Source organism: Acinetobacter johnsonii (genome assembly GCF_048551975.1).
In the GTDB taxonomy this organism is placed as follows: domain Bacteria; phylum Pseudomonadota; class Gammaproteobacteria; order Pseudomonadales; family Moraxellaceae; genus Acinetobacter; species Acinetobacter johnsonii_A.
In genome coordinates this window covers 108,300-123,473 of record NZ_JBIMCF010000008.1, presented here as the reverse complement: position 1 = coordinate 123,473, position 15,174 = coordinate 108,300, and the positions used below count along the sequence as shown (strand labels likewise).

Sequence of the window (15,174 nt, the reverse complement as noted above, 5' to 3'; positions counted from 1 at the left end):
TAAATGAAAATTAAGTACTTACACAAAATTTAGAACAGTCCCACAACTCATTTTGTTGAACTATATTTGTACAACAACTCTACCTCGAATTTTTCCATCTAAAATTTCATTTGAAATATTTAAAGCATCTGTTAACTGAATTTCAGTCGTAACTTTTTCTAATTTTGTTTGATCTAATTCTGTAGCTAAACGTTCCCATGCTTCTTTTCTTAATTCGATTGGTGCCATCACGCTATCAATTCCATATAAGGTAATCCCTCTTAGAATAAATGGAGCAACTGTTGCTGGAAAATCCATTCCGCCTGCCAAACCACACGCAGCAACTGCACCACGATATTTTGTACTAGCACATGCATTCGCTAAAGTATGGCTACCAACAGTATCAATCACGCCAGCCCAAACTTCTTTGTTTAATGGCTTTCCTGGGGAAGATAATTCAATACGATCAATAATTTCACTCGCACCTAGATAGGTTAAATATTCTGACTCTTGAGGTCGACCAGTTGAAGCTGTAATCTCATAACCAAGATGATTCAAAATAATAATGGCAATACTACCTACTCCACCATTTGCACCTGTCACTAAAATTTTTCCATCACTTGGTTTAATACCATGTTTTTGTAAAGCCATGACACACAACATTGCGGTATAACCTGCTGTACCAATAACCATCGTATCTTTAAAAGAAAAAACTGAAGGTTTTTGTATGAGCCAATCACCTGAAACAATGACTTGCTCGGCTAGTCCTCCAGAATACTTTTCACCCACTCCCCAACCATTCAGTAGAACTTCATCCTCTTCTTTCCATGCTGGATGTTTTGATTCAATCACAACGCCTGAAAAATCAATACCTGGTGTTAACGGAAAACTACGAATCACAGGTGAACGCCCAGTAATGGCTAAAGCATCTTTATAATTGAGTGTTGAATATTTGACTTCGACTCTAACCTCTCCTTCTTGTAAAGGCTTTGATGCAATCTCAGTAATTTGTGATGTGTAACCTGCTTCACCTTTAGTAATTACAATACCTTTGTACATAGAACTTCCTCTCCATTTAATTAGACTGCTTGTCTAGAATTAATTAAAAAATAAATACAGACGTCTGCATTTATTTTTTAATTAACTTTTTACGTGATTTTGTTGTTTTACAGCTAAAGTAAACAAGCGATAAAATGCATCTAAGGGACTTGTTGATTTGACCAAACGTGCTCTTAGAACTGCACCTTCCCACCCAATCCAAAACTGATAAGCAGCTTCATCGCAATCAGCTAGGCTATATTGTGAATTTGACTGATGTAGGCAATCAGAAACTAATTTCTCCCACACCTTAAAAATACTTTCGATTCGGGCAATGATTTCTTGTGGCAAATACGACACTTCTTGTCCTAAGTTACCTAAAATACAACCTCGTTTAAAATCATATTTTTGCATTTTTTCACCCGCATCTTTTACAAAATTTTGCAGCTTTTCTAGTGGGGAAAGATCAGTTTGACTTAAAAACTTATTCAATCGCTTCATAAAATAAAGTTCATAAGCATTTAAGACTTCTAAAATAAAAGCCTCTTTATTTACAAAATAATGGTAGAAAGACCCTTTAGGAACTTGGACTGATTTCATGAGATCGTCCAAGCTCATAGCATTCATTCCACGTTCAGTCAGTAACTCGATACCTCGGTGGATTAAAACTTCTTTAGTGTCTGCATAGTTACAACCGTGTTTGGTTGGTCGACCACGTGGTCTTTTGGGTGAGGAAGAATAATTCATATAATAAAAATAGACTATGTGACTAGAAATAACAACAATAAGATTATTTGATTGAAAATTTTATCTAAACGTCATCTAGTTCTCTTTTTTCACAGTACTTAGTCATTCATATAAATGCTCTTAAAAATCCTATAAGTTCATGAACTAATTTTTATAAATTTCTATTATTTTTATTCAACATATTGAAATTAATAAGTATATTGTGAAAATAATTTATAAACTAGATTTTAGGTAAGCATAAGTTAAATAAATAACACATACTAATTTGTTCATTATTATTGATATAGATTAAATCAGGTTTTATTATCTGTCAAATTAGTAATGCACTTTTATGTTTGCTTCAGTTAAATAGGTTTTCTTTAAGATCTTATTCTATAAAAAGAAAGGTCTACATTTTAAGACACCAAATCAAATGGCAGAAGATTTTTACAAGTCGGCTGACTAGAATCTTACAAGTGAATGTCTCCTGCTATTTCAGCACACATCAATGTTAATTATGTTTAAATTTCAACCCTCCCATTTTTCAACTAGCTCAGGTTATAATGATGGACTCCAAAAATATGGTTTATCTATTATGAACGCCTCCAATGACCCTCTACACGGCAAAAAACTTGCTGACATTTTGGATGAGTTATTGGATTACTATGGTGACTTTGAAGGCTTAAGTCGTAAAATTGAAATTAGATGTTTTTGTATAGATCCGAGTGTTAAGTCATCATTACGGTTTTTACGTACCACACCATGGGCACGTGAAAAAGTTGAAAGCTTATATTTGTATGTCTTACGCCAAAAAGCCAAACAGAAATCGTAGCTATCAAAACCCTAACCTCAGCATAATATTTTATATCAAATACTAAACTACACTTATTGAATAGCCAATGATTTTGTAGACACCTTTTAATTAGTGGTGGACTGCCACAACTCTCCTGGCAAAATTTAGTCTATACACCTATGGTTTATTTAAAAACTTATTTTCTATCTTTACTAGGCTCTATGATCAAAATCATACTGGCACTCAACACTGTAAATTTGAGAATGAATCTGTACGTACAGACTCATTCTCTATCGATAAAGATATTAGAAATAGCTACATCGAGTTCATTTCTAGCTTATTCAAATTAGGCTTTACTATGGATGAACAATAATTTTTACAGCAGACTCATTATTATGAATCAGCGTTTCAAAGCCTTTAGAAACAAGATCATCTAATGCAATACGTTGGGTAATAAAAGGTTCTAGATTAATCTTACCTTGCTCGACTAAACGGATGGTTTCCTGATGGTCATTGACATAAGCAATCGTGCCACGAATATCTAGCTCTTTCATCACCACACTATGTACATTAATTGTGGCAGGATGGCTCCAAATAGAAACGATAACGACTACGCCAGTTGGTTTCATTGCTGCAACGAGTGTATCCATGACTTTATTGACACTACTACATTCAAAAGCGACATCTACACCACGGCCTTCAGTAATTTTCATTACTTCATCAACCACATCAACCTGAGATGGGTCTAGTACATAATCGGCAACGCCAGCCTCTATCGCTTTTTCTTTACGTTTTGCACTCAGTTCAGTAATGATGACCGTAAGACCTTTGGCCTTTAAAATGGCTGATAAAAGTAGGCCTATTGGGCCTGCTCCACCAACCAGTGCAATATCGCCAGCTTTTGCACCACTTCTGACATAAGCATGATGGCCGACAGATAAAGGTTCTATCAACGCTGCTTGGTCTAAGGGAATATCATTTGAAATAGGATGTACCCAACGCCGCTGAACTGCAATTTTTTCAGAAAGACCACCACCGCGTCCGCCTAAACCAATAAAGTTCATATTTTTTGATAAATGATACTTATCATTGGGGCCGGTCGGCACATCGTCAGCAATAATGTAGGGTTCAACTACGACATGTTGCCCAATTTGGATATCATCTACACCCTCTCCAACTGCATAAACCACGCCTGAAAATTCATGTCCCATTGTTACAGGTGCAGATTCTCCCGAAATTGGGTGTGGGTGACCACAAGGTGGAATAAAAATAGGACCTTCCATGAATTCATGTAAATCTGTACCGCAAATACCACACCACGCAACTTGAATTCCAACTGTGCCTGGAAGTACTTTCGGTTCAGGGATATCTTCAATTCGAATATCCCCTCGGTCATAAAAACGAGCTGCTTTCATTTTGTATTCCTTATATTGATGTTAACGGTAAACCATTCCACCATCTGTCAAAATAGACTGACCTGTAATGTAGTTCGCATCCTCACTGGCTAAAAATGCAACGAATGCAGCCACGTCATCTGGTGTTTCAGCACGTCCTAAAGCAATACCATCTACATATTTTTTATACGTTTGACCAATTGGTGCGCCTGTAATTTCAGAGAAACGCTGATCTATTTCGACCCACATGTCTGTGCCTACAACACCCGGACAATAGCTATTTACAGTAATTTTAGCACTGGCATATTCTTTAGCCGCTGCTTGCGTCAATGCACGAACTGCAAATTTAGTTGCCGAATACACACCCAGTAAAGCAAAACCTTCATGACCTGCGATTGAGCACGCATTAATAATTTTTCCAGCCTGTTGACGTTGTTTGAATTTATTTGCTGCGGCTTGAATCCCCCAAAGTACACCACCAACATTGATGTTCATAATTTTGTTAAATTCACTTGGCATTACTTCTGCCAAAGCTTTAACTTGCGCAATACCTGCATTATTGATCATGATATCAAAACCATTAAGTGTCGATTCGGCATGATCAATTGCATGACTGACTTGTATTGGATCTGAAATATCCGAAATAAATGTGGTGGCTTTTACGCCAAAGGCTTCAACTTCTTTTTGAACAGTATTTAACTTTTCTTGATGAAGATCGACCAAGGCAATATGAACACCTTCTTGCGCTAAACGTAAGGCAATACCACGTCCAATGCCTTGTGCCGCACCCGTAATTAAAGCAACTTTGTTGTTTAAACCTCTAGGCATGTTGCGACTCCTTAAATATGGATTGCACGTTGCATCGCCGACAAGACCGACTCATGCATCGCCTCAGACAAAGTAGGATGAGGGAAAATGACCTGCGCTAAGCTTTCATCCGTCGCTTCTAGGTATTTTGCGATGGCAAAACCCTGAATATGTTCGGTAACTTCATGTCCAACCATGTGAGCACCTAACAATTCACCCGTTTCCTGACTAAAAATGGTTTTAATGAATCCTGCGCTATCACCCAAAGCCAATGCCTTACCATTGGCTTGCAAAGGAAACTTACCCACATTGATATTCAAGCCCGCAGCTTTCGCTTTCTGTTCTGTCAAACCAATACTGGCCACTTGCGGATGGGTAAAAATACAGCCCGGAATTTGTGTACGATCTAAAGCATGTACATGATCTAAACCTGCAATTTTCTCCACACAAAGAATAGCCTCGTGACTGGCTTTGTGTGCCAAACACGGTGCGCCTGCGACATCACCAATTGCATAAATGCCCACTACATTGGTTTTACACCATGAGTCGACTTTAATAAAACCATTCTCAAATTCAATTCCCAAAGCTTCTAGGCCAAGATTTTCAGCATTTGGTTTCACGCCAATAGCTGAAAGCACCTTTTCAACAGTAATGATTTGTACACCTGTGGCAGTTTCAATATGACAATGTACTTGAGCCTGATCAGTTTCTATTTTTTTTACAGTCGCTTCGGTTAAAACCTGCATACCCTGCTGTTCAAATTGCTTTTGTACATACTTCGCAACTTCAATGTCTTCGCTAGGGAGAATCTGCTTTGCAATATCAACCAAGGTGACTTGGCAGCCTAAGTCTTGGTATAGGCTTGCAAACTCACTGCCTATCGCACCTGAGCCTATTACCAACAATGATTTGGGTAATTGCTCTGGAATTAAAGCCTCTCTATAGCTCCAGACATGATGGCCATCTACAGGAATATGAGGCAAATTGGCCGCACGTGCACCCGTGGCGACAATAATATGTGGGGCATGAATCTGCTGTTTTTGCCCCTGAGCATCGGTCAGCTCTAATTGTGCTTTGGCAATAAACTGGGCCGTTGCATTAAAAACTTTGACCCGATTCTTTTTCAGCAAATGACCTATACCCTGCACCAATTGCTCAGAAACCTGTCTGCTATGACGAACCAGTTGTTGAATATCAAAATCTACTGCGCCCAGTCTAAACCCAAACTTTTCTGAAGATTTAAATTGCTGTGCCAGTGCAGCTCCACTCAACAATGCTTTAGTCGGAATACAGCCCCAGTTTAGGCATATTCCACCTAAGTGTTGCTTTTCCACAATTGCAGTTTTCAAGCCCAGCTGGGCTGCGCGTATCGCAGCCACATAACCGCCTGGACCTGCCCCAATGACGATCAAATCAAACTGTGTATCAGACATGATTCTGCTCCTACACTAAAATCAAGGCAGGATTTTCGACATACTGCTTGAATGCGGATAGGAACTGCGCGCCTAAAGCACCATCAATCACCCGATGATCACAAGACAGGGTTGCTGTCACGATTTCACGGATCACGATGCCATCATTTTCGACAGTTGTACGTTTCTCGGCTGCACCTAAAGCCAGAATTGCCCCTTGAGGCGGATTAATAATCGCATCAAATTGCTTAATGCCCAGCATGCCCAAATTGGAGATACTGAAACTTCCACCCTGAAATTCATCAGGTGCCAGTTTTCCAGTTTTGGCACGGGTCGCCAGATCACGCATATCATTGGAAATTTGCGCCAAAGATTTGCTATTGGCGGCTTTAATAATTGGTGTGATCAGTCCATTTTCGATGGCCACAGCAACCGAGATATCAGCCTGTTCAAACTGCAAAATTTGCTGATTTTCTTCATCAAACTGGACATTCACCTGTGGAACTTTAATCAATGCTGCGGCGGCAGCCTTAATCAGCATATCGTTAATTGATAACTTGACTTGCGGTACCGTGCTGTTAATTTGCTGACGTAGCGCCTGAATCGCTTCAACATTTAGGTCTACCGTCAAGCGGAAATGTGGTGCATTGCGTTTCGCAGCCTGTAAGCGCGAAGCAATTGCTTTACGCATCCCATTCATGGCAATGGTCGTAACTTTTACGGTCTCGACTTCCTGCTGTTGTGATGCATGTTGAGTCTGTCCCGCATTTTCACGCTGATAAACTGCTTCTACATCTTCCTTGCAGATGCGCCCACGTGTACCTGAAGATCGGCAGTCATGTAAATTAATGCCCCATTGTTTTGCCAAACGACGAGCAACTGGGGTTGCAGCAACTTGGCTATCATCTGCAGTGGATTTCGCAATTTTTGTACTGGCCTGATGGCGTACCTCTGGCCATGAACCTCCTGCGGTTCGGACTGCGGTCTGAATATCATGAATGCTAATACGGCTTTCACGCCCTGAGCCTGAAATTTGAGTCAAATTCACATTATGCTTTGCAGCCAGTTTTAAGGCATGCGGTGTGGCAAAAATCTCAGCGCTATGTTGATAACCTTGTAAAGTGGCTGGAATTGAATACCCACTCTGCGCCACAGGTTGTGAAACTTTTTCAACACTGTGCTGTTTAGGAGCAGCTTGCACTTTGCTTTCATCTTGAGATACTGCTGCCGGTTCTGGAACCACTTCAACAGCTTTATGTTCAGTTGCGGTAGGTGCTCCACCTAAAGACTGTGCATATGCTTCAATTTCTGCATCGGAAACTTGAGAATCGGCACAAATTGCAATCACACCACCGACAATCAGTGTGTCGCCATCTTTAGCAATAATTTTTCGTAGCAAGCCATCAAAAGGCGCTTCAAGCACATTGACGATTTTTGTGGTTTCAATTTCACAAATTTCGTGCCCTTTACTAAATTGCTCGCCTTCCTGAATCAGCCATTGGGCAATCGTGCCCTCTTCCATGGACAGACCCCATTTCGGGATTTCTAAGGTTTTAATTTCGCTCATCCTAAGCCTCCAACGTCTTACGTACAGCCTGTTCGATGCGTTCTACACTTGGTAGCCATTCTTTTTCTAATACTGGTGAAAATGGTACGGGTGAGTGTGGTGGAGTGACTAACTCGATTGGTGCTTTAAGAAAATGAAAGCCTTTCTGTGCAATGAGTGCAGCCACATCATGTCCGAAACCGCAACGCGCCGCAGATTCATCTACAATCACCACACGACCTGTTGAAGCCACAGACTCTAAGATGCCATCTTCGTCTAATGGAGAAATGGTGCGAGGGTCAACCACTTCAACCGAAATGCCTTCTTTTGCGAGCTTGTCAGCAACTTCATTGGCACGATGCACCATCAGGCTTAAGGCAATAATGGTGATATCTGTGCCCTCACGGGTGTAATTTGCGACACCAAAAGGAATAGTGTAGGCCTCATCTGGCACTTCGCCCTTAATGTCGTACAACAACTTGTGCTCACAAAAGACTACTGGATCGTCATCTCGAATGGCTTGAATCAACAACCCTTTCACATCATAGGCACTTGAAGGCACCACCACTTTTAAACCAGGCACTGAGGCAAACACGTTATATGGCGACTGAGAATGCTGCGCTGCTGCGGAAAAACCTGCACCGATCATGCCTCTTACAACGAGTGGCGCTTTGGCTTTGCCACCAAACATATAGCGGAATTTAGCCGCTTGGTTATACAGCATGTCATAACACACGCCGTAAAAATCCATGAACATTAAATCTGCCACAGGTCTTAAACCGGTTGCAGCAGCACCTGCCGCCATACCAATAATCGCCGATTCTGTAATCGGGGTGTCAATGACTCGCTCAGAACCAAATTCAGTCCATAAGCCTTTGGTTACACCAAGTACACCGCCAAAACCTTCCAGTTTATTGTCTTCTGTATTTTTGCCACCATGCCCACCACGAACATCTTCACCGACCACAATGACACTCGGATCTCGGCGCATTTCTAATTCAATTGCTTCTTTAATCGCGTTTCGATAACTTTTATTTGGCATTTTTCTACTATTCCTTTAGTAAGAGACGTAAACATCAGTAAGTAACTGAGAGACTTCTGGGTACTGAGCTGCGCGTGCTTTTGCAACGGCATCGTCTACATTGGCTTTAGACTGGGCATCAATCGCATCCAGTTTGGCTTCGTCAATTTTATCCTTGACTTTTTCACGGAATATTTTCAATGGGTCTTTATGTTCTTTGACATAATCCAGTTCTTCTTTGGAACGAATAAGCCCCGGATCACCTTCAAAATGTCCATAAAAACGGTTGGTTACCGTTTCAATCACACTCGGACCTTCACCACAGCGGGCACGTTCAATGGCTTTTTGTGCAACTTCATACACAGCAAAAAAGTCTGTTCCATCTACTTTTTCAGCGGGTAAGCCAAAACCTGCTGCTCGGCCTGCAATGTCTTTACTGCCTACGGCATAGTCGTGTGCAGTGCCTTCACCAAAACCGTTGTTTTCAAAAACAAAAATGACAGGGAGCTTTAACACGACAGCCATATTAATGGCTTCAAAAGTTAAGCCCTGATTTGACCCGCCATCACCGGTAAAAGATAGACCAATCCCACCATTTTTCAGTGTTTTAGCACTTAAAGCTGCCCCAATAGCCAAAGGTGGACCACCACCCACAATACCGTTTGCACCGAGCATGCCTTTATCTAAGTCCGCAATGTGCATTGAGCCGCCTTTACCACGACACAAACCATCATCTTTGCCAAAAATTTCTAACATCATGGCATGAATGTCACAGCCCTTAGCAATACAATGTCCATGACCACGATGCGTTGATGTAATGAAGTCCTTGTCTGTTAAATTTTCACAGATCCCTACGGCAACAGCTTCCTCGCCGCTATATAAATGGATGAAACCGGGAATATCACCTGTATTATTTTCATCGTGAAGTCGATCCTCAAATTCACGAATGTCGCGCATTCTTTTGTATGCTGCTAGCAATTGCTCTTCCGTTAATTGCATATCTTTGTTCCTTATTAATTACGCTTAAAAGAAAATCCAAAAATTAATGGTTGAATTTTTAAACCGTATATTTATATAAATATATTTTTATTTAATTTCATATTAGACTAAAAAAATATAATGCATAAAAAGATGAGAAAAATATTAAAAACAGAAGGTTAAGAACTTAAAAAATTTTTTAAAATTTTACAGTAGTTCAATCACATATGAAAACAAACCTTTAACCAACCTTTATTTTATATGATAAGTTTTTTGCACTGTTTTAATATTATTAAAGCACCTAAAAGAGCTTATTTAATATCGGGATCTATATTAATTATTTTAAACGATGGAGTGTTTGTAATGGATTTAAATAACACAGTATTAACTGGAAAGAAGCTACGTGGCGCTGAAAAAATGGCGCGTATTCCAATTAAAGTTGTTCCAACGGAAACGACACCGAAAAAGCCAGAATGGATTCGGACTAAAATTAGTCAACCTGATGAAGTTCAAATCATTAAGGATTTATTACGACAACAGAAACTACATACGGTTTATGAAGAAGCGGCCTGCCCCAATTTGCCTCAATGCTTTAGCGGTGGAACTGCAACGTTTATGATCATGGGAGATATTTGTACCCGACGCTGTCCATTCTGTGATGTCGCACATGGTCGTCCTAATATCCTAGATCCTAATGAGCCAAAGCATCTGGCTGAAACAGTCAAGAATCTAAACTTAAAGTATGTCGTGATTACTTCTGTTGATCGAGACGACTTAAAAGATGGTGGTGCACAGCATTTTGCAGATTGCATTCGAGAAATTCGTCAAACCAGTCCAGAGACTCTGATAGAAATTTTGGTTCCTGATTTTCGTGGTCGTGCAGATATTGCCCTGAAGATTCTGAGCCAAAACCCACCCGATGTTTTTAATCATAATATTGAAACCGTTCCACGTCTGTATAAAGCCATGCGACCAGGCGCTGACTATCAGCATTCATTGAATTTAATTAAGAAATTTAAACACTACTGTCCAGATATCTCAACCAAATGTGGTTTGATGGTCGGTTTAGGAGAGATTGAAGCTGAGGTTATTGTGTTATTAAATGATTTGAAAGATTACCACGTTGACTATGTCACAATCGGTCAATACTTACAGCCATCTAAGTCTCATGCGCCAATTCATTGTTTTGTTACGTTGCAAGAGTTTAAGCACTATCAAACACATGGAGAGCGCTTAGCGTTTAAAAATATTTGGAGTGCACCATTGGTACGATCAAGTTATTTTGCCGATCGTCAGTATCATGGTGAGGCTGTGCCTAACCCTTACATGAGCGAATGAATTTTCATTCTATTTACGTTTATTAACATTTCAGATGGAAATAGTCATTTTCAGCTCATACGAACACTTTTAAAGTAACTCAAGGACTGGTAAAGCCAAAAGTTCTAATTTAACCAAGCAAAGAAAAAAGCATTTAAAATCGAAGCAAGAAGAAATGACGTAAATGACTATAAATTTTGAAGCTCATTTCTAAAGTTTAAAAATATTACAGTCTCATCATAAAGGAATATGATATGAACCTGTTCAATACCGCATCTGCAAAACAGCTGCAAACGACGCATTTAATTAATCAAACTACTGTACATGCTGCCCCTGTTTTAGCATTGCCTCAAGAAGATCAAACGTCTTTATTCCGCCGCTCTATTCAGCATAATTATGCTGACTTACTCAAAATAGCGGATGATTCAGATATGGCGATTGGTCTTACAGATCATCACGGGACTCTCTTGTGGACATGGAGTAGTTCAGCCATGCTTTCTTCTGCTGAACAAGTTCATTTTATTGAGGGCGGACATTGGTCTACACAGGCAGTTGGAACCAATGCGATTGGTATGGCGTTAAACAGCCAAATATCAAGTTGCGTCTATTCTCATGAAAACCAAATGGACAGTGTTAGAGATTGGGTTTGTTATGCCGCACCGATTTGGGACCCAACATCAAGACAATTTCACGGCATTATTAACCTTTCTACAAAATATAAAAAACATACGCCTTTAGGGTTGCTCGCAGTTGAACGCTGTGCAGATTTAATACAGCGTGCCATAAAATTTGAGCAGCAAAATTTTTTGTACATTAAAGCGCTAGATTCACCTTGGGTTCAATTTAATGGGCAAACTTTAAACTTGAGTCACCGTCAAATTGAAATACTTTGCATTTTAGCTTTGCATCCCCATGGAATTGGCTTAGAAGAGTTACACTATGCCCTTTATGGTGAGCGTAGTGTCAGCCTAAAAACCCTAAAGGCTGAGCTTTCACAACTTCGTAGCCTATTACCTCATTCAATTGAGGCTCGCATTTATAGGCTTAGCTGTGAAGTCCAATGTGATTTTTTACGTGCTGAACAATCATTAAATGCAAATCTTATTTCCAGTACATTCTCGCTATATAAAGGTAGCTTTCTCTCTAAATCAGAAAGCCCTTTACTCAGCATTTGGAGACATTGTTTTGATGCCCGTTTGAGCCAGTTGATCTATCAAATAAAGGATATCGATCAATTATTAAGAATTATTGGGCAGACACATGACCGAATTGATGCTGTACAGCGTTTATTAGAGTTATTACCACAGGACAGTATCCACCGTAATTATTTTTCAAATCTGATTTAGATTTGATCTGTTGCTTCAACTCGGCTTTGTTGCACAAATACCTAAAACTATGATTTTATTATATTTATTTCCTATTGAAATTTGGTAAACCCCTTAAAAATCAGTACCTTGCAAAATATTTATGCAACAAAGCCTATAGCCTGACCATTTTTTCCATAGTGTCCTGCCTAAATGGTCAAAATAGCTTCAATATTAAGTTTTTAATCACTAGATGGCTGAATAACCTTGTGAACGATATGTTCATGTGTCGGTACGAGGCCGGCTTTTAAGCCAAGTGGTTTAAACACCTTATCTAATACGACCTGAGTCAGTTGACCTTTGTCCTGTTCAATGTCGGTTAAAGTACGCCGACTGATTCCAACCATTGCTGCATATTTTTCTTGAGATAGCCCCAATACATTTTTGCGCAAGTGGCTCAGAAGTTGCCCCAAGGTAATTTTACCGAATAAATATTGGGTATATAAACCAATAAGCAATTGTTGACGGTCAAGTGGCTGATTTTCCTTTTTCATAATAGCTCCCATCGACTCAATTTGGCTTCAATAAAGTCATATCCTAGACCAGGCATCTCTATAATCGTTTGGGGAACACCTTTATTGATTAATTGCTGCTTGAGACCAATAAGTTTACTCGCCAATGTTTTCAATGTACTTAAAGATATATGTGGTTCACACCAGTGTGCAAGATTTTGTGTAATACCTTCCCAGCGGTATTCCCCTCCTTCTTCATACGGGCTTCCCCATGTTGTTGATCTTGTCACAACTTCTGGATCGGCTTTCATCGGCGCAAAATCATAAATTGGAGCAAGAAATATTCGTCCTGATTTTTTTAGGAATGACGTATTACGACCGTGATTATCTGAATTACCAAAAATGATATTCAGTAGATCCCTTTGTAACCACTCACAAACGAACTGCGAAGAATCAAAGTTTTTGTCCACCGATTTTAATAAGGAACAAAGCGCGTCTATGACTTCAAAATGATTCAAATGGCTCCCTGATGTTTTATTCAATACGGAATAAACTGACTCAAGCCCGAGTCGATGCCATTGTTGATTATGCCACTCTGTGTCAAATCTCGGCAACCATAACGAAGGGTATTTCTGACCTTCAATCAGTTTCATCTGAGAAGTTTCAATTGTTGTAAATCCAAGTTCATTCAGGACATGATAAAAATGATATTCTGCTCTCAATATGTCGCAATCTATTGCACTGCGCTTATTTCGAGGGAATTTAACTAGATAGTGCTGATCCGGTTCATCAAAAGAATTTTGATAGGTATCAATCCAAACTTGCTGATCCTTTGAGACGCGAATCAGTAGTTTTGGAGCCTCACCTCCTGCTCCAGTTGCACCACCACTAATTGCACCCATTTGTTGTGCGTATTCGAGAAAATCAACATTTCGTTCTGTAACATCACCAGTAGTGAACTTGCGTAAGTGCAATGTTGATTCTGAATTGATTGGTGGAACAGATTCCTTAACTCTTAGATTCCCTACAGGAGCAATTGTACCTTTTGCCAATAAAGTGAAATCTTGTTCTGCTGATGAGAGTTTTTGCAACCCTAGATATTGGACCAAATAACGTCGAGCAGCACCAGATGGAAAAATATCATCTAAAAAACTAAACCAGACTTTCGATTCATGTTGAATAAGAATTTGAACAGGAAGTGCTAAGCTACATGCATGTTCATCTCTCTTATCTAGATAAGAAATGGCATATTCTAATTCGTAGGCTAACTCACACGCACTTGCAGAACCCTTATGTGGTTCTAATATTTTAAGTTCTGCTATATCTAGCCATTCTGTATCGAGAAGAGCTTGAATCGTTAATTTTTCCATAAATATTAATGAGCAAATATTTTCTCAAAAATACCATAAAACTAAAAAAATGAGAATATATTTGCGCATTCACATAATAATTTAAATTAAATGAGCAAATATTTGCTCAATCAATAGCTAAAACTTCTTTCCATACTACAAATATAGAGCTCGTCCAAATCTGTAAGCAATTACCGAGCTACTTTTAAATGCAATACACCTAAAGCTAGATGCTATGATTAAGCACTGTTTATTATCTAATTTTCTCATGACGAATACATTTTCTGACAACAATCAAATTGAAGTAGTTTCTTCTTTTTCTGAACTTGTAAATTCCAAATTTCAAGGAGAAATGAATGCACTTTGCTGGCATAGAAATTTGGTTGGGGATTTTAAAGAAATTGTGGCTAAACTCGAATTAAAAGAAAATATTACAGAAGTTTCGATTGAAGATCTTTTAGCATTACAACTTTCAGAAAAAGGAAATTTAGCAAGGGAAATCATTTTAAAAGATATACAGCTCTTAACTGATTTTGGTGCATCTCCTGCTCTTAATTTACTAAAATGTTATGAGCGAAATGACGAGCTAGATTTCATTTCCACAGATGTATATTCGTTTCATGTTGATCGCTCACCGATTGAAACAGATACTTTCCTCTGCACTTATCACGGCGCTGCAAGTGATATCGTACCCAATGATCAGGTGGAGCAAAAGATTCTAATTCCCGAGATCAGAGAAAAACTTAAAAAATTACATGATGGCCCTGAAGCTGAATTTGAAACATTTCTAGAAGAATATTTTTTTGATCTGCATTATCAGCCTAAACTGAATGCAAAACCTGTGAATTTAGGCTTAGGCCATCTTTGTCGTTTGGCGGTAGATCATCCTATGCAAAAAGTCTTGCCTTGTGTACATAGAGCACCCGTTGAAAAGGATGGCGAATATAGATTACTGTTGATTTGTTAAACATTTATTCGATACAGAGTCGATGAATTTA

The 15,174-nt window shown here is 39.2% G+C and carries 14 protein-coding genes; 4 read left to right on the top strand and 10 right to left on the bottom strand.

Going from position 1 to position 15,174, the window contains the following annotated elements:
* Positions 1-60: 60 nt before the first annotated feature.
* Positions 61-1,038: an MDR family oxidoreductase gene (locus tag ACG9ZB_RS08845; RefSeq protein WP_419325382.1), complete on the bottom strand. Its 978-nt coding sequence runs from the start codon at positions 1,036-1,038 to the stop codon at positions 61-63.
* 81 nt (positions 1,039-1,119) lie between these two features.
* Positions 1,120-1,764, bottom strand: coding sequence for a TetR family transcriptional regulator C-terminal domain-containing protein (locus ACG9ZB_RS08840; RefSeq protein WP_419325381.1), 645 nt, complete (start codon positions 1,762-1,764; stop codon positions 1,120-1,122).
* A 574-nt stretch (positions 1,765-2,338) separates the two neighbouring features.
* Here ACG9ZB_RS08840 and ACG9ZB_RS08835 point away from each other — a divergent pair.
* Complete coding sequence (locus ACG9ZB_RS08835; protein ID WP_419325380.1) at positions 2,339-2,575, top strand: VF530 family DNA-binding protein; 237 nt, start codon at positions 2,339-2,341, stop codon at positions 2,573-2,575.
* A gap of 317 nt (positions 2,576-2,892) precedes the next feature.
* Here the strand turns inward: ACG9ZB_RS08835 and ACG9ZB_RS08830 are convergent, their stop codons facing one another.
* From ACG9ZB_RS08830 to ACG9ZB_RS08805, 6 genes are read right to left on the bottom strand one after another with little or no spacing between them, the layout of a single operon-like run.
* Positions 2,893-3,951, bottom strand: coding sequence for a 2,3-butanediol dehydrogenase (locus tag ACG9ZB_RS08830; RefSeq protein WP_116763636.1), 1,059 nt, complete (start codon positions 3,949-3,951; stop codon positions 2,893-2,895).
* Between the two features lie 21 nt (positions 3,952-3,972).
* Positions 3,973-4,758, bottom strand: coding sequence for an acetoin reductase (locus ACG9ZB_RS08825; RefSeq protein ID WP_419325379.1), 786 nt, complete (start codon positions 4,756-4,758; stop codon positions 3,973-3,975).
* An 11-nt stretch (positions 4,759-4,769) separates the two neighbouring features.
* Positions 4,770-6,170 (bottom strand): dihydrolipoyl dehydrogenase, encoded by a 1,401-nt coding sequence (lpdA, locus tag ACG9ZB_RS08820; protein ID WP_419325378.1) that lies wholly within the window; start codon positions 6,168-6,170, stop codon positions 4,770-4,772.
* Between the two features lie 10 nt (positions 6,171-6,180).
* A complete protein-coding gene (locus ACG9ZB_RS08815; RefSeq protein ID WP_419325377.1) occupies positions 6,181-7,716 on the bottom strand; it encodes a 2-oxo acid dehydrogenase subunit E2 in 1,536 nt (511 codons plus the stop codon).
* A 1-nt stretch (position 7,717) separates the two neighbouring features.
* Positions 7,718-8,737 carry an alpha-ketoacid dehydrogenase subunit beta gene (locus ACG9ZB_RS08810; protein WP_419325376.1) on the bottom strand — a complete coding sequence of 340 codons (1,020 nt, stop codon included), beginning with the start codon at positions 8,735-8,737 and terminating at the stop codon, positions 7,718-7,720.
* Between the two features lie 15 nt (positions 8,738-8,752).
* Positions 8,753-9,715 carry a thiamine pyrophosphate-dependent dehydrogenase E1 component subunit alpha gene (locus tag ACG9ZB_RS08805; protein ID WP_180058618.1) on the bottom strand — a complete coding sequence of 321 codons (963 nt, stop codon included), beginning with the start codon at positions 9,713-9,715 and terminating at the stop codon, positions 8,753-8,755.
* A gap of 342 nt (positions 9,716-10,057) precedes the next feature.
* On the opposite strand from ACG9ZB_RS08805, the gene lipA reads away from it, so the two are divergent.
* On the top strand, positions 10,058-11,032 hold the full coding sequence (lipA, locus tag ACG9ZB_RS08800; RefSeq protein WP_419325375.1) for a lipoyl synthase: 975 nt from the start codon (positions 10,058-10,060) through the stop codon (positions 11,030-11,032).
* Between the two features lie 233 nt (positions 11,033-11,265).
* Positions 11,266-12,357 (top strand): transcriptional regulator, encoded by a 1,092-nt coding sequence (locus ACG9ZB_RS08795; protein ID WP_419325374.1) that lies wholly within the window; start codon positions 11,266-11,268, stop codon positions 12,355-12,357.
* A 200-nt stretch (positions 12,358-12,557) separates the two neighbouring features.
* On the opposite strand, the gene ACG9ZB_RS08790 is transcribed toward ACG9ZB_RS08795, so the two are convergent.
* The gene (locus ACG9ZB_RS08790; protein WP_081313242.1) at positions 12,558-12,881 is read right to left on the bottom strand and encodes a helix-turn-helix domain-containing protein; all 324 of its coding nucleotides are present in this window, start codon (positions 12,879-12,881) and stop codon (positions 12,558-12,560) included.
* A complete protein-coding gene (locus tag ACG9ZB_RS08785; RefSeq protein ID WP_419325373.1) occupies positions 12,866-14,197 on the bottom strand; it encodes a type II toxin-antitoxin system HipA family toxin in 1,332 nt (443 codons plus the stop codon). Before ACG9ZB_RS08785 ends, ACG9ZB_RS08790 begins: the two co-directional genes overlap by 16 nt.
* Before the next feature lie 247 nt (positions 14,198-14,444).
* On the opposite strand from ACG9ZB_RS08785, the gene ACG9ZB_RS08780 reads away from it, so the two are divergent.
* A complete protein-coding gene (locus ACG9ZB_RS08780) occupies positions 14,445-15,143 on the top strand; it encodes a DUF1826 domain-containing protein (protein WP_419325372.1) in 699 nt (232 codons plus the stop codon).
* Positions 15,144-15,174: the final 31 nt, after the last annotated feature.

Coding starts and splice junctions, on each gene's coding strand:
- ACG9ZB_RS08780 (WP_419325372.1), top strand. CDS start 14,445: ATGACGAATACATTTTCTGACAACAATCAAATTGAAGTAGTTTCTTCT.
- ACG9ZB_RS08825 (WP_419325379.1), bottom strand. CDS start 4,758: ATGCCTAGAGGTTTAAACAACAAAGTTGCTTTAATTACGGGTGCGGCA.
- lpdA (WP_419325378.1), bottom strand. CDS start 6,170: ATGTCTGATACACAGTTTGATTTGATCGTCATTGGGGCAGGTCCAGGC.
- ACG9ZB_RS08840 (WP_419325381.1), bottom strand. CDS start 1,764: ATGAATTATTCTTCCTCACCCAAAAGACCACGTGGTCGACCAACCAAA.
- ACG9ZB_RS08810 (WP_419325376.1), bottom strand. CDS start 8,737: ATGCCAAATAAAAGTTATCGAAACGCGATTAAAGAAGCAATTGAATTA.
- ACG9ZB_RS08790 (WP_081313242.1), bottom strand. CDS start 12,881: ATGGGAGCTATTATGAAAAAGGAAAATCAGCCACTTGACCGTCAACAA.
- ACG9ZB_RS08785 (WP_419325373.1), bottom strand. CDS start 14,197: ATGGAAAAATTAACGATTCAAGCTCTTCTCGATACAGAATGGCTAGAT.
- ACG9ZB_RS08830 (WP_116763636.1), bottom strand. CDS start 3,951: ATGAAAGCAGCTCGTTTTTATGACCGAGGGGATATTCGAATTGAAGAT.
- ACG9ZB_RS08805 (WP_180058618.1), bottom strand. CDS start 9,715: ATGCAATTAACGGAAGAGCAATTGCTAGCAGCATACAAAAGAATGCGC.
- ACG9ZB_RS08835 (WP_419325380.1), top strand. CDS start 2,339: ATGAACGCCTCCAATGACCCTCTACACGGCAAAAAACTTGCTGACATT.
- ACG9ZB_RS08845 (WP_419325382.1), bottom strand. CDS start 1,038: ATGTACAAAGGTATTGTAATTACTAAAGGTGAAGCAGGTTACACATCA.
- ACG9ZB_RS08795 (WP_419325374.1), top strand. CDS start 11,266: ATGAACCTGTTCAATACCGCATCTGCAAAACAGCTGCAAACGACGCAT.
- lipA (WP_419325375.1), top strand. CDS start 10,058: ATGGATTTAAATAACACAGTATTAACTGGAAAGAAGCTACGTGGCGCT.
- ACG9ZB_RS08815 (WP_419325377.1), bottom strand. CDS start 7,716: ATGAGCGAAATTAAAACCTTAGAAATCCCGAAATGGGGTCTGTCCATG.